Below are 19,101 nucleotides of genomic sequence, written 5' to 3' on the forward strand. Positions count from 1 at the left end.
TCACTGAAATTCTGAATAGACGGAGCAGACCTTATGTCGAATATGCAACTGGACACCTTGAGACGTATTGTTCAGGAGATCAATGCGTCCACCAGTTTGCATGAATCACTCGACATTATGGTCAAACATGTGGCCGAGGCCATGCAGGTTGATGTCTGCTCGATCTATCTCCTCGATGAACGCAATCAGCGTTATCTGCTCATGGCGTCTAAAGGCCTGAATGCAGAATCTGTCGGCCATGTGTCTTTGCAAACCGGCGAAGGTCTGGTGGGCCTGGTTGGGCAGCGTGAGGAAATTGTCAATCTGGACAATGCCCCTAAACACGAGCGCTTCCTGTTTTTACCTGAAACCGGTGAGGAAATTTATAACTCCTTCCTTGGTGTGCCGGTGATGTACCGTCGTAAGGTCATGGGTGTGCTGGTGGTTCAAAATAAAGAATCACAGGACTTTTCTGAAGCTGCTGAATCCTTTCTGGTCACACTCTGTGCGCAGCTTTCTGGCGTCATCGCCCATGCCCATGCCGTTGGCAATATCGATGTATTCCGTAAACCGAGCAACCTGCCCGCTTATAAAACCTTTCAGGGAGTTTCTGGCTCCGGTGGTATTGCCTTAGGTCGTGCAGTGATTCTTTATCCGCCAGCAGATCTTGCCGCAGTCCCTGACCGTGAAGCGGATGACATTAGCGAAGAACTGGAGCTATTAGATAACGCCCTGAATTCAGTCCGCGAAGAAATCCAGTCGCTAGATGACAAAATGCAGGATGCGTTGATGGCCGAGGAACGCGCACTGTTTAGCGTGTTCTTGCGTATGCTGGATGAAAATGCCCTGCCTTCAGAAATCAAGGCCTTTATTCGTGAAGGTCACTGGGCACAAGGCGCCGTGCGAATTGTCATTGACAATCATGTGGCACAATTTTCCCAGATGGAAGATGATTATTTACGTGAGCGAGTGGCGGACTTAAAAGATCTGGGTCGCCGCATTCTGGCACGTTTACAGGAAGCCGATGCCAGTCACCGTGAATTGACCGATGAAAGTATTCTGATTGGTGAGGAAATATCGACGGCTGCACTGGTTGAACTGCCCGTGGATAAAATTGCCGCGATTGTCACTACCGAAGGCGCCATGAACTCGCATATGGTGATCGTGGCGCGTGCCCTTGGCATTCCCACCGTAGTCGGTGTAACCGAACTGCCAATCAATACCCTCGATGATGTGGAGATGATTGTCGATGCGCATCAGGGTCGGGTCTTTATTAATCCGCCACGTCGCCTGCGCAGTCGCTATAAAGAAATTCAAAAAGAAGAAGAACAGATTGCCAAAGATTTGCGTCAGTACGAAACCAAAGATGCAATTACCCCGGATGGCATCGCCGTAAAACTGTACGTCAACACCGGCCTGATGATTGATGTGGTGCGTGGCGTGCAGCGCGGTGCCAAAGGTGTCGGTTTATACCGTTCTGAAATTCCGTTTATGCTGCGTGACCGCTTCCCGGGCGAGGAAGAACAACGTGCGATTTATCGTCAGCAACTCAGTCATTTTGCCAATAAACCGGTGGTGATGCGAACGCTGGACATTGGTGCAGACAAAGACCTGCCGTATTTCTCGATTGAAGAAGAAAATTCGGCACTCGGCTGGCGTGGCATTCGTTTTACCCTGGATCATCCGGAAATTTTTTCTTCACAGATTCGCGCCATGCTCAAAGCCAGTATCGGACTGAATAACCTGCATATTCTGCTGCCGATGGTGACCAGTGTCAGCGAGGTCGAGGAAGCGCTCTATCTGCTGGAACGTGATCATGCGGCGATTCAGGAAGAAGAACAGGTCAAGGTAAACAAGCCTAAACTCGGTATTATGGTGGAAGTTCCCAGCGTACTATATCAGATTGATGAATTTTCCGAACTGGTCGATTTCTTCTCGGTCGGCTCCAACGATCTGACCCAATATCTGTTGGCCGTCGACCGTAATAATCCACGGGTGGCCAATGTCTATTCACACCTGCACCCTGCAGTAATGCGTGCCTTGACCCGTCTGGTTCAGGACTGTCATCGCAATGAAAAACCGGTCAGTATCTGCGGTGAAATGGCGGGTGATCCACTGTCTGCCGTTTTACTCATGGCCATGGGCTTTAACACCCTGTCGATGAGTTCAAGTAATATTTTGCGGGTACGTAAAACCATTTGTCATGTTCCGATGAGTGATGCACAGGAATTGCTGCAACATGTGTTAAAAATGGACAATCCGCTCATGGTAAAAAGCTGGCTAGAATATTATTTCAGAACCCATGGTTTAGGGGATATGGTGAAATCTGCATCACGTATGGTGAGTGCCTAATACGGGACTTTTTCCAGTCCCTCGACAGTGGTAGAGGTGGTTATGGAATTTCTGGTCATCCTGTTCATGATTTTTGCGGTGTTCTATGTGGTCATTCTTGCACCGGCCTTGGCTGCCCGCAAAGAAGCTCATAATTCCGGTTCATCTTATATACGCCACGCCAGCAATCGAGCAATGAGCTATGCCGATCGGCCTAAAATGACTCCATTATTGGGCATTGAAATTTCGGCATCGCAACGGCGGCGTTTAGGCAGAGATGACCCCTCCGTCATTGCTGCCAGACTCTATCACCAACAAAAAGATCAATTTGCCAGTTTTCAGCAGGCCAGACCACAGCCTCATTCCCCTCACCACAAAGCACCAGTGCAAAGCAAACTCAATAAATTCTTTAATGACTTAATCGCGGATGAATCGACAACATCATCCCGGTATCCAAATCAATATTCGCAAACTCGTAACAACCGACCTGTCGCCCCGCTCTCTCCAGTTAAAACTAATCCTAAGCAGCCCCCACGTCGTCCCCAGCCACCTTACAGACCTTAAGCGGCCATTAAAAAAGGGCGATCTTCCATGGAATATCGCCCTTGTCTGTGCTTGTTGTAGCCACGTTTTGAATTTTTCTTTCGGTCTACAAAGACCTGGCTTTTGTTGACTTCATACATGTGTTTTGCCACAAAATTGTGGATTACCACCTGCTCGGCTGTTTTTTCTTGGCCATCTTGCTCTCTATATAATTTGGAGGAAGGAGTGAGATAATTATAGAGCCGACTGACTAATTTTCAAGCATATTTGCCAATGCTTTTTCAAAAATAAAGCCCATTTAGCCAGGATTTTCTATATGCAAAAATGGGAGTTAAAGCCAGAAAACACCCTTATTTCATTCATTATTTTTATGGGTTTCTTCAGCCCAACAAAACTCGATTAAAAAAACGTTTAAAATAAATCAGTTATAAAATTTATTTTAAACAATACTATTCACTTATTATTTTTATCCTTTGATAAAAACATATTATCGACTTAGATATTGTTATTTTCGTTTAATCCCATTCATTATTCGAGTTATTCAAAATATATAGAATTTGATATTGTCACAGAGTGGAAAACCCGTTACTTTTTAAGAGTAACCATTTAATTTTCAACATTTTAAACTTTATTAAATTTAAAAATATTTTTTGAGTGAGCTCACTCAATTATACCCTGAATTCCGTTTTGTGCTGTAACACCCTTTATTTAAAGATATTGTAAATATAGCGAAACCTGATCTGATTAGCATATATCTCAATATTTTATGAATACTAGGTAAACGACATAAGATATTCAAAACTTGGAGAGGAAAGATGAGCCAAGATTTTAAAAAATGCCCTGTCACCCACCTGACCACTGAAGCTGGTGCCCCTGTGGTCGACAACCAGAACAGTATGACGGCAGGTGCGCGTGGACCTTTACTTGCCCAGGATTTATGGCTGAATGAAAAACTGGCCAACTTTGTCCGCGAAGTGATTCCAGAGCGTCGTATGCATGCCAAAGGTTCAGGTGCTTTTGGTACCTTTACCGTGACCAATGATATTACCCAATATAGCCGCGCTAAAATTTTCTCTGAAGTCGGCAAAAAAACCGAAATGTTTGCCCGTTTCTCAACAGTGGCGGGTGAACGTGGTGCGGCCGATGCGGAACGCGATATTCGCGGTTTTGCCTTAAAATTCTATACTGAAGAAGGCAACTGGGATCTGGTCGGCAATAACACCCCGGTGTTTTTCCTGCGGGATGCGCGCAAGTTCCCTGACCTGAATAAAGCAGTCAAACGCGACCCGAAAACCAACAAGCGCAGCGCCACCAATAACTGGGATTTCTGGACACTGTTGCCTGAAGCTTTGCATCAAGTGACCATTGTCATGTCCGACCGCGGGATTCCGACCGGTTACCGTCATATGCATGGTTTTGGCAGTCACACCTTCAGTTTTATCAATGCCAAAAATGAACGCTTCTGGGTAAAATTCCATATGCGTACCCAGCAAGGCATCCAGAACCTGACCGATGCTGAAGCTGCAGACTTGATCGCCAAAGACCGTGAAAGCAGCCAGACCGACCTGTTTGATGCCATCGAACGTGGTGACTATCCAAAATGGAAAATGTACGTTCAGATCATGCCGGAACTGGAAGCCGAAACAGTGCCTTATCATCCATTTGACCTGACCAAAGTCTGGCCAAAGGGCGATTATCCACTGATTGAAGTCGGTGAATTCGAACTGAACCGCAATCCGGAAAACTATTTCCAGGATGTAGAACAGGCAGCCTTTGCACCAAGTAATCTTGTACCGGGCATCAGCTACTCACCGGACCGTATGTTACAGGCACGTTTAGTGAACTATGCCGACGCAGCGCGTTACCGTGTTGGCGTGAATCATTCACAGGTTCCAGTCAATGCTGCACGTTGTCCTGTACATTCGAACCGCCGTGATGGTCAAGGCCGCATGGATGGCAACTATGGTTCATTGCCACATTACGAGCCGAACAGTTTTAGCCAGTGGCAGGAACAACCGGAATTCAGAGAGCCTCCACTGAAAATCACCGGTGATGCCGATTTCTGGGATTTCCGTGAAGATGACAATGATTACTTCAGCCAGCCACGCGCCCTGTTCAACCTGATAAATGACCAGCAGAAACAGGCTCTGTTTAATAACACGGCCGGAGCGATGGGTGATGCGCTAGATTTCATCAAATACCGTCACATCCGCAACTGTTATAGCTGTGATCCAGCCTACGGCGAAGGCGTAGCACAAGCCCTCGGCATGACCGTAGCAGATGCCCAAGCAGCACGTGAAAGCGATCCAGCCAAAGGTTTGCCTAGCTTTCTCTAAGCCAGTTTAGACATGTATAGAAACCACCTTCGGGTGGTTTTTTATTGCAGCATCAAGCACTATAGAAACAAGCTGGCACAAAAAGAAATACAATAATGCATCCGAATATTGAAGACATCATTCAACAACACGACATTGTTTTATTTGATGCTGTTTGCGTGATCTGCAATGGCTGGGCACGGTTTTTGATTAAATACGATAAAAAGATTCAGTTTAAACTGGTTTCCGCCCAATCGCCTTTAGGTACGGCACTGCTCGAACATTATCAGATGTCTACTGAACATTACACCACCATACTCGTCATTCAAGATGGCACACTCTATACCGAATCGACTGCATTACTGAAGGCGCTGCAGCATCTCGGTTTTCCTTTTAATTTAATGAGCGCAGGTTATTTGGTTCCGCGTTTTATCCGGGATTTTCTGTATCGTGTGGTCGCTTTAAATCGTTACAAGCTATTTGGTAAAACCGAGTATTGCCTGATTCCATCCAGCGAAAATAAACGCCATTTTCTGGAAGAAGCTGTTCGTGAATCCTAAACCTGTATTCCTACAACCACTGCGTACTATCCAGCTGACTTTGGTCATACTATGGCTCTATCAGGGACTCATTCCAAAAATTCTGTTCCAATCACCCGCTGAAATCACAATCTGGCAAAATATGGGTTTTGAGCTGGGACTGGCCAAAGTCTTGGTTGGACTTTCCGGAGGATGTGAAATGCTATTTGGCTTATGCTTTCTGAAATGGAACCGGTCCATACTCTTGCATAGGTTGAATATTATCGGACTTGCTGGATTACTACTGCTGATTGCATTCACAGCCCCGTTGCAACTTACTGCAGCATTCAATCCTGTGGTAATGAATACCGCCATGCTGATGCTTTCTGTAGTGGCCATTCAACTCATCCAAGAGGAACAACAGGAAGTACTTAAACAATAATCCGTTTGCCTTCCCGTATGCAGTAAAACGGATTAATCAATTTGGAAGAATGCTTGATGATCTCATGCAACTCATGTTCCGGTGCATCCCGGTCTTCATCTGTGAGCTGAAAAGTACGGTAATGAATCGCCAGTGAACATTTGGCCTGCAAGTCATGATGGGCATGAAAGGCATCTTCCGGATTCATATGGATCGCGCGCATCAGTTCACGCGGTTCATACGCTCCTATCGGGAGTAAGGCAATTCGCGGTGCACCCAGACGTTTACGAATTTCTTTAAAATGTGAGGCGTAGCCACTATCTCCGGCAAAAAAACAATGTTCCTTGCCATGTAATAAAGAAAATCCTCCCCAAAGTGCACAGTTCTGATCGCGCATGCCGCGCCCTGAGGCATGTTGAGCCGGCGTATAGACAATCCGGATCTCTTCAAAAAAGGCACTTTCCCACCAGTCCATTTCATGCACGGTATAATGTTCTGGCAAATACCAGGCATTACCCAGACCAGTATAAATAGGCATCTCAAAAGTGTTGTGCAGCCATTCCAGACTGGCCAGATCCATATGATCATAATGGTTATGGCTGAGCAGTACGGCATCAATCTGAGGTAATTCATCCAAGGCAATGCCAGCCGGAATGACCCGCTGCGGCCCTGTAGAAGCCGATGGACTGGCATATTCAGCCCAAACCGGATCGGTCAGGAAGTTATAGGGGCCGATCTGAATTAATGTGGTTGCGTGACCAATAAACCAGACTTGCCAGTCATCCAGAGCTGCATCTGGACGCTGCTGTGGCAATGCGCGTGGACGAGAAAAAAACTCGGCACGCTCTTCATCAAGATTAACATTCCAGGTTTTGGATTTTCGGGTAATGAGCCATTTGTATAAATCAAAGCGACCGCGCGATAGAGAAGCATGCTCAAGATTACGAAACTGTTTTCCGTCGAAATGATCTGAATGCAGATACTCAAACACTGGCTTAGACCAGAGATGTTTCCAACTGGATTCCGTGATTAACTGGAATTTTTTAGTTTTGAGAAGATCTTGCATAAACATCCACTATTTATTATTCGCTATATGCAAGACAACAACCTCTTGAAATGATCAAGCGGTGCATCTTTTAATGAGCATACAAACTAAAAACAGGCACACTGCAACATAGTATGAAATCCATCACATAAAATCATGTATGTTTTTGTTATTTTTAGCAAAAAAATGACATTTCATCTGCCTTATGGCTGGCTGAAGCCTTGGATTATCTAGAAAAATATTGCTCTTGCCCTTCTGTCTAAAAATACAAAATGATACTCAATATTTATAAGCCCATGCTGAAAAAAATATGCCTAGCCATTGATGATTTTATAATGGAATTCCCCATACATCAGTATCATCACATCAATTGTGCGAGAAAGGCAAGCTGAGGCCAAAATACCAACCTCAAATGATTCTTAGATCTTTATACACGACCTTGGGTTCGTTCCAGCCATACAGCCTTGGTTTGCGGCTTCACAAATAAAGCAATAATTTCCGGATGTAGCTGTTTAATCTGCGCTTCGATCCGGTTGACACAGGCTTCAATGTCATCAGAAGTTAAATCATCTTTAAATTCCAGACTCAATGATGCAATGACTTGCTGAGCGCCCATCTGCTCAGTCAATACCCCATTGGCACTGAAAACGGCCGTATCCTGTTGAGCAATGTTCAATACATTTTCACGCAGTTTTGGATCTGCCGTTTCACCCAGTAACAAACCTTTGGTTTCACGTGCCAGAAACCAGGCAGATACTGCCAGCACGATACCAATTAAAATCGATGCGGCACCGTCCAATTCAGGAATATTCAGTTGATGCGCCAGAAAAATACCAACCAGAGCAATCACCAAACCGACCAGGGCGGCAGTATCTTCAAATAACACGGTAAAGGTCGTTGGATCTTTACTGTGTCGAAATGCTTCAAAATATCCCAGATTTCCCTTTTGTTTACGAAAGGTTTTTAAAGCCACTGACCATGAAAATCCTTCAAAAAGAATCGCCAGACCCAGCACAATATAATTGATCAATGGATCCCGCATGACTTCAGGCTGAAGAATATGCTGTATCCCTTGATAGATGGACACGATCGCACCCAAGGCAAAAACCATCAATGCCACAATAAAAGCCCAAAAATACAGTTCACGCCCATAACCAAAAGGATGTTTGGCATTTGCCGGTTTTTCTGATTTTTTCATCCCATACAGCAGTAAAATTTCATTCAAGGTATCCACTACCGAATGAATTGCTTCACTGAACATGGCAGAGCTATTGGTTATATAGGACGCAACAAATTTAACCAGCGCAATCGCCAGATTACCAAATAGAGCTGCATAAACTACGATTTTATTGGATTCAGACATCCTGACACTGTCCTAAATAAGCTTGTGCAAGCTTGAATGATTTATGTATCAAAATCTTAATCATTTATTTTTGAAAGTTGTTTTACAAATTGTTGCTTAGTCGTGATCTCCCACGTTGTTGAATCACTTTACTCTCTACTCAAATAATAAAAGGGCTTTCGCCCTTTTGGTTTTTACAGTTTTAATGCTTGGAAAAATACTGTTCGCGCCACTCTTTCCAGAAATACATGATGATCCCGAACATCACCACAGCAATTCCCGCAAAAGCATGACTGCTGATAATTTCATGATTTAAGGTTGCTCCCAATACCAGAGCAATCACCGGCGTCATCACATTACTCAATGAGACAGTCGAAGCATTTAGACGGCGAATCAGCCAGAAATAACACAGCATTGCCACAATCGAGGACATGATCATGGTAAATACAAAACCAATCATTGCCTGTGTGCTAGGCAACTGAGTCGGCATATGTTGCCAGATAAAGGGTACCAAAATGACTGAACTCGCTGCGGAGACCAGCAATGAACCCGTCGCCTGCGACATCGGACTCAAGGGTGCACTGATCTGTTTAACCCAGAAGATCGAGCTGATGTAAGACACCATACTGATCAGCATTAACACCACACCCCAAGGATTAATTTTGCTGTCTGCCGAGTCGGCGAAAACAAAACACAAACCGGCGACGGCCACTGCCATGCCGAGCCATTGCAGCCAGATCAACTTATGGGTTTTTAAAATCACATGACCGATTAAACCGGCGATCAGCGGTGAAAAACCAAAAATCAGTGCCATCAATCCTGAGGTCAGATAATTGGCCGCCAGATAAATAAACAGCTGCGCGCCGATTAAATTCAAACTGCCTGCCAGATAACTTTTCATTGAAGTGCGGTCAAAAGGCAGCGGGTCGCGCATGATTTTCAACAGGAACAACGCAATAATCGAGGCACCAAAATAGCGAATGATCAGCACCCACATCGGGTGAATCTCGGCCACGCTCCAGACAATCGCCAGTGGCGTTGTCGCCCAGATCAGCACCAATAAAGCGTAAATACTTGCCGTGACCGGCAACGAAGATGAAGAACTCATAAGTCTCCTAAACGAGGCCAAGAAGTTCTGGATCAGCAACTTCAAAAATAGCGTATAGCGAATTCATGCTGAGATGAAGTTTTAATTTTTGATAAATTCATCAAGTTTCGTGCATAAAAAACAGACCTATGCAAAACATAGGTCTGTCCAAAGATATCTCAATACAACTTAAGCAATTTTGCGTAAGTCTTGCGCGATATCCAAATGTTTTTCAACATCAAACGCCGTATTTTTGCTGATCATTTTTTTCAAATGACGCATTTCTTTGGCTGCATTCACGGTAATCCCGCCAACGATCTGACCATCTGTCACACCATACATCACGAATGAATTGTCTGCACCTTTGGCTGCATCCATTTCACCACGGATATGCCATTCAGCTGCGGCCATATCGCCGACAAACTGGAAGTTTATATTCAGCTGATCCGTCCAGAACCAGGCCGGATTGGCTTTCGGATGTTCCACACCCATCACGTGACGCGCAAAGATGCCTGCCTGAAGGTTGGCATTTTCCCAAGTTTCAACGCGGCGGTGATTGCCACAGTCACGTAACTGAGTCGCAACATCACCCGCTGCATAAATGTCAGCATTCGAGGTTTGGCAGTGTTCATTGACTTTGATCGCAACATCAACATCCAGACCTGCATCTAGCGCAAGCTGTGCATTTGGCACGATTCCGATTCCGTAAACTACAGCATCAGCACGCAGTTCTTCACCGCCTTCCAGCGTTACCACGACTTCTTCACCATCTAAACGGCAATCTGCAATCTTGGTTTCAAGACGCACATCGACCTGGTTTTGACGATGCTGTTCCAGCAGGAATTCGCTCAGGATTTGTGGCGAACAACGACCCATGACCATCGGACCCATTTCGATCACAGTGACCTGACAGTCTTTGTAACGTGCTGAAGATGCCAGCTCAAGACCAATCACGCCACCACCAATCAGGATGATACGGCGACCGGCTTGAAGCACAGGCACCAGCGCTTGTGAATCTTCCAGGTTACGCAGGGTATAAACGTGTTTGCCCAAAGCATCGAAATTAGGCAAACGGCGCGCGGCGCCACCTGTTGCAAGCAAGAGTTTGTCGTAAGCAACAACATCACCGTTCAGGAGTTCAACCGTTTTCGCTTCGGCATTGATTTTCATCACGCCATTACCGCGAATTGTTTCCACCCCTAAATCTGCCAGTTTCTGTTCTGACAGGATTTCGATCTTGGTGTCTTCAGGTTTTAGAATTACATCTTTAGACAATGGTGGACGCTCATAAGGAAGATGGCTTTCATCACCAATCAAGGTAATTTTGCCTTCATACTTGTTGCCACGAAGTTCTAAAATTGCACTCGCACCTGCCTGGCCGGCACCCACAATCACGATGTTGTTTACATTGCTCATTTTATTAACCTTTTAACTCTGCAGATACGATACCGAAGCCGGCAATCCATTCGCTGATGTCTTCATAGCAATGCGTGGTCATTTCATACTCACCCATTTCGCTTAAGGCAGCGAAGGCAGCCATCCAAGAACGGACTTCCTGACCACCACGACCACCATCATGGCGGATTTCAGCTTCAGTCATCGCTTCTAATGTTGCAAAATCAGCATGCTTGAAGGTTTCTAGCAGGGCAATATCCCATTCAGCATTCAAAGGCATGGCAACTGACGTATCTCCTGCTGCCAGCTTTTGACCCACTGCAATAATCTTGGATTGACGTGCATGACGTGCTTCAGGCGTTGGATAACGGCCTGCAATCAGGAACTCTTCCACTTCAGGGGGTACAGCACCCATTTGTGGTGTTGGTGGATCATGTGACAGACCACCCGTACCTAAAACAAGCACACGCTCATTTTCAAGGTTTAAAGACTTGATATATTGACCCACAGCACGGCCCAAAGCGATGGTACGCTGGGTGGTTGGCATCGGTGCTGCAGCGCCATTAATAAAAATTGGAATCGTTGGATAACGGTCAAGTTTGCCTTCACACAGGAAATGTAAGGGCTGAGTCACGCCATGGTCGGCCTGCATACGGTAGGAGTAGGCAACATCCACACCTTCATCCAGTACACGTCGAACCAGATCTAATGCCTTGTCTTCAGGTACATCAATATGGTCATTGTCCTTGCCATAATCCCAGTCACCTGCGGCTTTGGCACGAATACCCACGCAGAAACTTGGCATCAGGTCATAGAAGAAACCATTAAAATGGTCAGGACCAAAAGTGATGATCAGGGTTGGGTCGTAAGCTTTTACTTCAGCAGAGAGTTTTTCAAAAGCAGCACGAACTTTTTGCTCTTTTGATTGATCTTGAGGTGAAGCAAGTTCCATTAAAGGACTGTGCGATGCACAAATAAGTTTAACGGCCATGAGAGACTCCTAGAAGGAAAGCAGCCCTGAGAGAAGAGGCTGCCGGTAAGTCCATTTGAATGAGACTAGATGTTTATTCGTCAAAGAAACCTGCACGTGGCTGACGTAGGCCACGAATACCCAAACCGCATTCTGCATTGATCAGAACACCAGTCAGAGGACGGTTATTTTGACGAGATGCCAACAGCACGTATGAACCGGTCATATCTTCCGGTTCGGGCAAGAAATTCAGTGGCATGCCACGTGCAATTTTCTCAGGATCACGTGCATCGAGCAGGCCCACATTTTCCTGACCGAGCGATGCCGCGCCTTTGATATTCACATTCATACCTGACGGTGCAACAGCGTTCACTCGTACTTTAGGCGCAAGCTCGTAAGCCAGTTCTTTCATAATCCCGACACCTGCATGCTTAGATGCAGTATATACAGGGCCTCCGCCAGCGGAGTACAGTGCCGAATTAGACAAAGTAAATATGATAGAACCTTCAGAAGCGATCAATGCATCCAGTGCAGCCTTCGCACCGAGGATCAGAGATTTGGTATTAATGCCCATAATCTCGTCAAAGGCTTTTTCCAGCTGCTCACCAGAGGTATTGACGATATCGGCATAGTGATCCCAAATACCGGCATTACCAACGAAACAATCGAGTTTACCGAAACGTTCCACAGTGGCTTGAACTGCACGAACGTTATCTGCATAGCTGGCTACATCACCTTCGATCGCAAGAACTTTTCCACCGAAGTGTTCATTTAATGCATCTACTTTAGCTTTTGAACGTTGAAGAACCGCAACTTGTGCACCTTCCTCAATAAAACGCTCGACCAAAGCCCAGCCTAAGCCTGAACCACCACCAGTAATAAGTGCAACTTCGCCCTGTAGCCAACCCATGCTTACTCTCCTGCCATCTCTACAAACAATTGACCATCTTCAACAATCACTGGGAATGTTTTGATTGGATCAGTTGCAGGTAGACACAATGCTTCACCTGTTTTTAAACAGAAACGTGCTGAATGCAATGGACATTCCACAGTACCGTCATCTTCAAGATAACCTTCAGACATAGAAGCATTACCATGACTGCATTTATCGTTCATAGCGAAGAATTTACCGCCATTGTTAAATACAGCCAGCGCTTCGATACCGTTTACGCCACAATCTACTTTTAACGCTTCGCCTTCGTCTAATTCGTCAACTTGGCAAACAAAAATCTTATTCATTAGAAGAACACACTCAAGTTATGTGAGCTATATGTCGCTTGATCAAGCGTGATCTTACGGTTGAAGATCTGGAAGCCGAGGCCACCTTCAACTTTACGGATCTTGTCATGGCGTTTACCGCAGTAAATGACAATGTCTTTCTCTTTTTGCGTACGATATAGCAAATAGGTTACGTACACGTCGTATTCGCCTTCAACTTCAGTTGGCTCTACGATCACGTTGCTCACCATGTGGGTGGTACGTGACGGAGGCTCTTCAGCCCAAGCCATACCGGTTTCCAGACGCGCTACACGACGCTCTAAAAGGTCTTTTGAATCGTTGAACACCCAAGTGGTAGGTGGTTCAACTGAACGACGACGGTCACGGGTTTGTGCGTTTGGTGTGGTACGTAGCGTGTAAGAAATATCTTCAGCTAACGTATCCAACCATTCGCGGAATTTCCAATCGTCTAGCAATTTTGCTTCGCGATACAGGAACTGACTAATTTGGTGATGAAGTTCTAAGCTGATTTGACTCATTTCATAAGCTCCTTCTCATATTCGTCAGCTGCTTTTTCCACGTCTTCCCATTTTTCATGGATCAATAAATCTGCCCAGCGGCGGTACATACCACGTGCTGCAGTTTCAGAGAAAATGTAGTTGGTGATACCCGGGATACCATCTTCACGTACTTTTTCGTTGCCTTTACCCATTTCCATAATGAGTTTATTTTGACGCGCTTTGTAACCACGTAAAACTTTTTGAATTTCAATCCAGTTCTCAGAGTCATCTTGCTCGAGGAAACCGGCTGGACCAAAGGCACGCGTTGCAGAACGTTCAAATGCTTCTTTCACTTCTTGAGATGCTTCAGCATCCGCAATACAGAATGCCCATACTTCGGTTTTGTTTGGACCACGTGGATGCCATACGCGAAGTGTTGCTGTACCGTTCAACCAAGACAAAGTTGGGAACATGGTGTTGTGACCTGCAAGACGCAGTGCACGAGTCTCGCCTAGGCGCTCTTTAACTTCGTCGTAAGTTTCACGGAAGTAGTTGGCAACTTCACCGTCAACCCATACGTTTGCGTCTGGTTTCTCTGTGAAGAAGAAGCCTGAACCATGACCACGTGAACCGTACTGGATCGCGTCTTTGGCAGTTTCCCAAACTGGACGAGCCGTTTGTGCAGCACCTAATTTCTTAGAAGATTCGTCGTCTGGTTTCGCGCCCAATACTTGGATCGCAGAAGCGTGAGAGAACAAGGCGTGGTATTGGTCAGATGCGAACTGTTCAGCCGCAAATTTCCAGTTACACTCGATTTCCCACTTGTGGACACCACCGATAATTTCTGTACCACCTGGACGACGGTCAACAACGCCATCTAAGTACCAAGCGATATCGCCCATGTATTCTTCAAGATCAGGTGTGGTTTCATCCCAACAAGCGAATACCAAGCCTTTGTAAGACTTCACACGATTCACTTCAACCAGACCCCATTGCTCTTTACATGCACCATGTGGGTAAGCACGATCTTCAAGCGGGATATCTTTTAAAGAACCGTCAATGCCGTATGACCAGCCGTGGTACGGGCAAGTAAATGCACGGGTATTACCACAGTCAGCGAAGCTTACACGCATAGAACGGTGACGGCACTGGTTTAAAAATGCTTTGATTGAGCCATCTTTTTGACGTGCCACAATGATTGGATCTTCGCCCATGTAGGTGTTGAAGAAATCACCAGCCTTAGGAATTTGGCTTTCATGGCAAAGGAATAACCAAGTACGACCGAAAACACGTTCGAGTTCTAATTCGTAAATGTCAGGATCTGTATAAATAGATGGCGTAATACGTCCATTTTGTGCATCGACTAAAGCATCGATTTCGCGCACATCAATTTTTCCACTCATGAAAAGCTCTCCTGTGACCTATCTTTGGCACAAAGTAATAGACTCAACTTTTCAACGATGATGGATTTGACAGCGTTTTTTGGGGAAATATTTTTTTTGTTTCAATTAAGAGCTTAAAGCAATTATTAAGCACGTGAATTTTTATATTAAAACATCTATTAATTCCGCCAGAGCATTTAGTTTATGAATGGGAAAATAATCTTCACGACATAGTTGTTTATAGATTATACTTTGAGGAAATTATAGTAAGACATTTTTTGGATTACTCTTTGGGTTGATGACATGGAATTACGACACCTTCGCTACTTTATCACCGTTGCTGAAGAGCTCAATTTTAGTAAGGCAGCACTTAAACTTTATACGGCTCAACCCTCACTTAGCCAGCAAATCAAAGACCTGGAAGAAGATGTCGGGGTAAAGCTACTCAACCGAACCAAACGTAAAGTAGAGCTGACCGAAGAAGGCGCCGTATTCCTGGAACAGGCTCGTCTCACCCTGGCACAGGCGGACAAAGCCGTTGCCATGGCACGTCAGGTGTCACAGGCCAAGCAGCAAATGCTCCGCATCGGTTTTGTACCGGTGGCCGAGATGAAAATCTTCCCGTATATCTTGCCAAATCTACGTGTACAGAACTCGGATTTAAAAATTGAACTGCTCAGCCTGAACAACAATGAGCAAATGCGTTTGTTAAAAAAAGGTGATCTAGATCTGACATTTACCCGTCATAATTTCAATAGTGATGAAATTGAAAGCCAGTTCGTGATTCGTGAACCGCTGATTTTTCTCCTGCCTAAAGATCATCCCTTAGCAAAATACGAAAGAATTCCTGTTAAAGCATTGAATGGTATTGATTTTATTATTCCATCAGCAGAGCAGTCCTTGACCCTGAACCAGGCTATTCTGGACTTTGCCAAAGCCAACGGCATTGAACTCAATATCGTGCAAAAGGCCGATAATATTTTATTTAATATCAACTCGATCGGAATGGGCCTAGGCTGTACCATTTTGCCTGGCTATATTGCACCACTAACCATGGATAATACCGTGATTCGTCCGCTGGACGTGGAGTTGCCCTATTTAGACCTGTATGTCAGCTACCATAAAAACAACAAATCCTATGTCGTGAGCAAATTTCTTGAGCTTTTGACCCGTGTGTTCTATCTGGATATTAACCGTAGCGAACAAAATTAATCCTATTTCTTCCCTGCATTAGGCATATGCCATTCAACTTATGATAGGCATGTGCTTTTTTTGTTTTATTATTTTATGCTTAAGAATCCATTTTTAATTCTATTTTATAATAAAGAATCTATTTCTGGCGCTTAAATTTTTCACTTGCCCTTGACCCAAATTGTGTATTTTTAGCTCTAAATGTACTGCATTTACCACTTAAGTCTAATAAAGTTTCATTCGGATTTTTCTCAGTTTAAATAGCTCAAGCCTATAAAAATTATTAGATTTTTATATTTATTCAAATAAATGAGAATCAAACTCACTTAGGTGCGCTACCTTAAATATTTCCGATATAAAAAAGGATGACCAAAGCCATCCTTTTTTAAAACTGTATCAAACTTATTTTACGCCATGAACAGCCAGGTAGTTTTTGATCACAGTGTTGAACTCATCTGCTTTTTCAACTTGAGACCAGTGACCGCATTGGCTGAAGATATGTGCATCAGCATTTGGCACGATGTTCAGGATGTCCCAAGTACGAGAAACCGGAATCACCACGTCTTGCGTACCATGAATCAATAGTACAGGCACAGTAATGTCTTTCATTTTTTCGAAGTCTAATGGGAATTCGAAACGGTCACGGTCACGTGCGCCAACCACATCCATTAAACGATTTGATGCATAGTCATTTGCAGCAGAAGCAAAACGTACTTTTACCAGTTCATCAGTAATCAGGTCTTTGTTTACGACAAACATAGAAAGGGTTTTCTTGATTCCTTCTTCTGTAAGAACTGGGTTTGCGTGAGCTTTAAGTGCAGCTGTCTGTTTCGCACCGCCCGTACCCATAGACACGATACCCAAAATACGATCTGGATAATCCAATGCCATCTGGAATGCTAACCAGCCACCCAGAGAGTTACCGACCAACCAGGTTTTTTCGATACCCAAAGCGTCTAGCGTACGGATCGCATGATCTACCCAGGCACGGATACCATATTCAGTACCCGGTGCAACTACAGTCTGGCCATAACCAATGGTATCAATCGCGATACAACGCGCCTGCTCACCAATTTGTGGCAGGTTTAACCACCAGTTTGCCGCAGCCGATACACCCGTACCTGAACCGTGTAAAAATAGAATAGGCGTACCTTCACCAATTTCGTGGTAATGGGTCAACTCGCCTTCAGCGGTTTCAATCCATTTATCTTCTAAGCCAAAGAATGGATCTGTTTGATAGTCAGGGATTTGAACAGTGCTCATATTGCTTCCTCTTACAGTCTTTCGCTTGCGTGTCCCTCTATTTTCAAGAATTCGACGTCAAGTTGACTCATTAAAATGACTTGTGTACACCCTTATATTAACCGCTCAGCCGCAGCAAACTGATACAAAATTACGATTGCACCCTACAAAATAGATATAATTTAAGTATTTGTTTTATATATCAATTTAAAATAAAACCCTACTCAATCTAAGCCTTTAATGCAACAATGGAACGCTTAAACCAAAAAGCAGCCAGAAGACTGACTGCTTTTAAAATATACGGGTATTAGAATTTATGGGTATAAGTGGTGGCGACACGGTATTCTTGCAGGTCTGGTTTTGCTGGATTGGCAAAATTCACATCAATATACATCGCCTGTACACCCAAACCTTTTAATTTACCTTCTGGCACAGTGTAGTTCACGATGGCATTCACTTCATCCGTATTGAAGTTCTGACCTTGATACGCCCCAGTACCTTTCTGATCATAACCTTTGAAATATACTGCTGTTGCGTTTAGGCCTTTTGCACCCATTTCAGAGAAGTCATAGCCATAAGAAACACTCCATGACTTTTCTTCTGGTGCGGTAAAGGTCGCTACCCCCCAGTTCGCCAGATAAGGCTGTGGCACCCAGCCACCCAATGTCGGGAATGCACTATCACCAAACATTTGCTGGTAACCCACACCTACGCTATGTGCACCATGATTCACTTTTGCAGCGACAGATAATGCCTGGTTATCGATCTCACCATACAGCTTGTCACCTGACTCCGAGTTATCGAAGTAACGGATGTGGCTATCTAATTTGGTTTTTTCACCGAGCGCAGTTTTGTAATTCACACCCAGATAATGCTGTTGGTAAATGTCTTGAACATCGGCATACCAGTAGCTCGCCCCTACTTCTTTAGTAAGCTGGTGGTCTACACCCGCAATCCACATGCCATCAGCTTCAGCACCCGTATCATAGAAACTTGGTGGAGCAAATTTAGTTAAGTCACGGAACTGGTTGTCATAACGGTTGTTAATACCATCAATATACGCCAGAGTTAACTTGGTATCCTTAAGGTCTTTAGACTCTAACCAAGCGCCACTATAAGTCGTTAATAACTGACGGGATGGATCGAATACCAAGACTGGAGATACAGGCAATAACTCGCCGACTTTCAGCTCAGTTTGTGAAACTTTGGCTTTTAAGGTCGCGCCGACTTTACCGAAATGATCTTTTGATTCTTTGCCATCGTGCGGTAAAACCCAGTCCGGATTTTTATCATGGCCGTTGAGTTTGACTGCATGTTGCACCAGTACATCAGCACCAACCTGCACACCACCACCGATATCGTGATAACCGGACTTGGCATCCAGAGTCACCCCTTGTGACCAAGAACCCCAGTTACGTGATGAATAGTCATCTTGATACTGACGGTCTAGATAAAAGTTTTTAAATTTGAGTTGAACATTGCTGTCGTCAATAAAGTCTGCATTCGTTGCAGTTGTCCCTAAAGTTGCTGTCGCAGCAAGCATTGCAATCCATAAATTGTGACGACGCATGATGAGTTCCCCCATTCAGCTGATAAAATCCATGCAGCCATCATGCGCAAGT

General features: G+C 44.7%; 18 protein-coding genes. 6 read left to right on the top strand and 12 right to left on the bottom strand.

Annotated elements, in window-relative coordinates:
- Positions 1–33 precede the first annotated feature (33 nt).
- Entirely contained in the window at positions 34–2,331 is a 2,298-nt protein-coding gene (ptsP, locus tag ACO1B7_RS05180) for a phosphoenolpyruvate--protein phosphotransferase (RefSeq protein WP_004647377.1), read from the top strand.
- Between the two features lie 42 nt (positions 2,332–2,373).
- Positions 2,374–2,874 carry a hypothetical protein gene (locus ACO1B7_RS05185; protein ID WP_396469416.1) on the top strand — a complete coding sequence of 167 codons (501 nt, stop codon included), beginning with the start codon at positions 2,374–2,376 and terminating at the stop codon, positions 2,872–2,874.
- Here ACO1B7_RS05185 and ACO1B7_RS05190 read toward each other — a convergent pair.
- Positions 2,871–3,023 (bottom strand): DUF7230 family protein, encoded by a 153-nt coding sequence (locus tag ACO1B7_RS05190; RefSeq protein WP_423089881.1) that lies wholly within the window; start codon positions 3,021–3,023, stop codon positions 2,871–2,873. The genes ACO1B7_RS05185 and ACO1B7_RS05190 overlap by 4 nt on opposite strands.
- Positions 3,024–3,668: 645 nt before the next feature.
- Between ACO1B7_RS05190 and ACO1B7_RS05195 the strand changes: the two genes are divergently transcribed.
- From ACO1B7_RS05195 to ACO1B7_RS05205, 3 genes are all read left to right on the top strand, one after another.
- Entirely contained in the window at positions 3,669–5,189 is a 1,521-nt protein-coding gene (locus ACO1B7_RS05195; RefSeq protein ID WP_423089882.1) for a catalase, read from the top strand.
- 95 nt (positions 5,190–5,284) lie between these two features.
- On the top strand, positions 5,285–5,728 hold the full coding sequence (locus tag ACO1B7_RS05200) for a thiol-disulfide oxidoreductase DCC family protein (RefSeq protein ID WP_423089883.1): 444 nt from the start codon (positions 5,285–5,287) through the stop codon (positions 5,726–5,728).
- On the top strand, positions 5,718–6,128 hold the full coding sequence (locus tag ACO1B7_RS05205; protein ID WP_004278508.1) for a DoxX-like family protein: 411 nt from the start codon (positions 5,718–5,720) through the stop codon (positions 6,126–6,128). The genes ACO1B7_RS05200 and ACO1B7_RS05205 overlap by 11 nt, the downstream gene beginning before the upstream one ends.
- Here ACO1B7_RS05205 and ACO1B7_RS05210 read toward each other — a convergent pair.
- The 9 genes from ACO1B7_RS05210 to hcaE all read right to left on the bottom strand — a co-directional run bounded on the left by ACO1B7_RS05210 (position 6,118) and on the right by hcaE (position 15,067).
- Positions 6,118–7,173: an MBL fold metallo-hydrolase gene (locus tag ACO1B7_RS05210; protein ID WP_004278509.1), complete on the bottom strand. Its 1,056-nt coding sequence runs from the start codon at positions 7,171–7,173 to the stop codon at positions 6,118–6,120. The two genes, ACO1B7_RS05205 and ACO1B7_RS05210, sit on opposite strands and share 11 nt — an antisense overlap.
- A 406-nt stretch (positions 7,174–7,579) precedes the next feature.
- On the bottom strand, positions 7,580–8,515 hold the full coding sequence (locus ACO1B7_RS05215) for a cation diffusion facilitator family transporter (RefSeq protein ID WP_423089884.1): 936 nt from the start codon (positions 8,513–8,515) through the stop codon (positions 7,580–7,582).
- A gap of 181 nt (positions 8,516–8,696) precedes the next feature.
- The gene (locus ACO1B7_RS05220) at positions 8,697–9,602 is read right to left on the bottom strand and encodes a DMT family transporter (RefSeq protein ID WP_004647369.1); all 906 of its coding nucleotides are present in this window, start codon (positions 9,600–9,602) and stop codon (positions 8,697–8,699) included.
- Between the two features lie 168 nt (positions 9,603–9,770).
- Positions 9,771–10,997 (bottom strand): 3-phenylpropionate/cinnamic acid dioxygenase ferredoxin--NAD(+) reductase subunit, encoded by a 1,227-nt coding sequence (gene hcaD, locus ACO1B7_RS05225; RefSeq protein WP_004647367.1) that lies wholly within the window; start codon positions 10,995–10,997, stop codon positions 9,771–9,773.
- 4 nt (positions 10,998–11,001) lie between these two features.
- Positions 11,002–11,967, bottom strand: a complete 966-nt coding sequence (locus ACO1B7_RS05230) for a 3-carboxyethylcatechol 2,3-dioxygenase (protein WP_004647366.1) — start codon at positions 11,965–11,967, stop codon at positions 11,002–11,004.
- A gap of 73 nt (positions 11,968–12,040) precedes the next feature.
- Positions 12,041–12,856: a 3-phenylpropionate-dihydrodiol/cinnamic acid-dihydrodiol dehydrogenase gene (gene hcaB, locus ACO1B7_RS05235; RefSeq protein WP_004278515.1), complete on the bottom strand. Its 816-nt coding sequence runs from the start codon at positions 12,854–12,856 to the stop codon at positions 12,041–12,043.
- A 2-nt stretch (positions 12,857–12,858) separates the two neighbouring features.
- On the bottom strand, positions 12,859–13,185 hold the full coding sequence (gene hcaC / locus ACO1B7_RS05240) for a 3-phenylpropionate/cinnamic acid dioxygenase ferredoxin subunit (RefSeq protein ID WP_423089885.1): 327 nt from the start codon (positions 13,183–13,185) through the stop codon (positions 12,859–12,861).
- Positions 13,185–13,703, bottom strand: coding sequence for a 3-phenylpropionate/cinnamic acid dioxygenase subunit beta (hcaF, locus tag ACO1B7_RS05245; RefSeq protein ID WP_004647365.1), 519 nt, complete (start codon positions 13,701–13,703; stop codon positions 13,185–13,187). The genes hcaC and hcaF overlap by 1 nt, the downstream gene beginning before the upstream one ends.
- On the bottom strand, positions 13,700–15,067 hold the full coding sequence (hcaE, locus tag ACO1B7_RS05250) for a 3-phenylpropionate/cinnamic acid dioxygenase subunit alpha (RefSeq protein WP_004278520.1): 1,368 nt from the start codon (positions 15,065–15,067) through the stop codon (positions 13,700–13,702). The genes hcaF and hcaE overlap by 4 nt, the downstream gene beginning before the upstream one ends.
- Before the next feature lie 282 nt (positions 15,068–15,349).
- Between hcaE and hcaR the strand changes: the two genes are divergently transcribed.
- Complete coding sequence (hcaR, locus tag ACO1B7_RS05255; RefSeq protein WP_004278522.1) at positions 15,350–16,258, top strand: DNA-binding transcriptional regulator HcaR; 909 nt, start codon at positions 15,350–15,352, stop codon at positions 16,256–16,258.
- Positions 16,259–16,639: 381 nt separating this feature from the next.
- Here the strand turns inward: hcaR and ACO1B7_RS05260 are convergent, their stop codons facing one another.
- Positions 16,640–17,500 (bottom strand): alpha/beta fold hydrolase, encoded by an 861-nt coding sequence (locus tag ACO1B7_RS05260; protein WP_004278523.1) that lies wholly within the window; start codon positions 17,498–17,500, stop codon positions 16,640–16,642.
- Between the two features lie 286 nt (positions 17,501–17,786).
- Positions 17,787–19,049, bottom strand: a complete 1,263-nt coding sequence (locus ACO1B7_RS05265; protein WP_004647364.1) for an OprD family outer membrane porin — start codon at positions 19,047–19,049, stop codon at positions 17,787–17,789.
- Positions 19,050–19,101 lie beyond the last annotated feature (52 nt).

It is taken from the genome of Acinetobacter lwoffii (assembly GCF_049367455.1).
GTDB lineage: Bacteria > Pseudomonadota > Gammaproteobacteria > Pseudomonadales > Moraxellaceae > Acinetobacter > Acinetobacter lwoffii_W.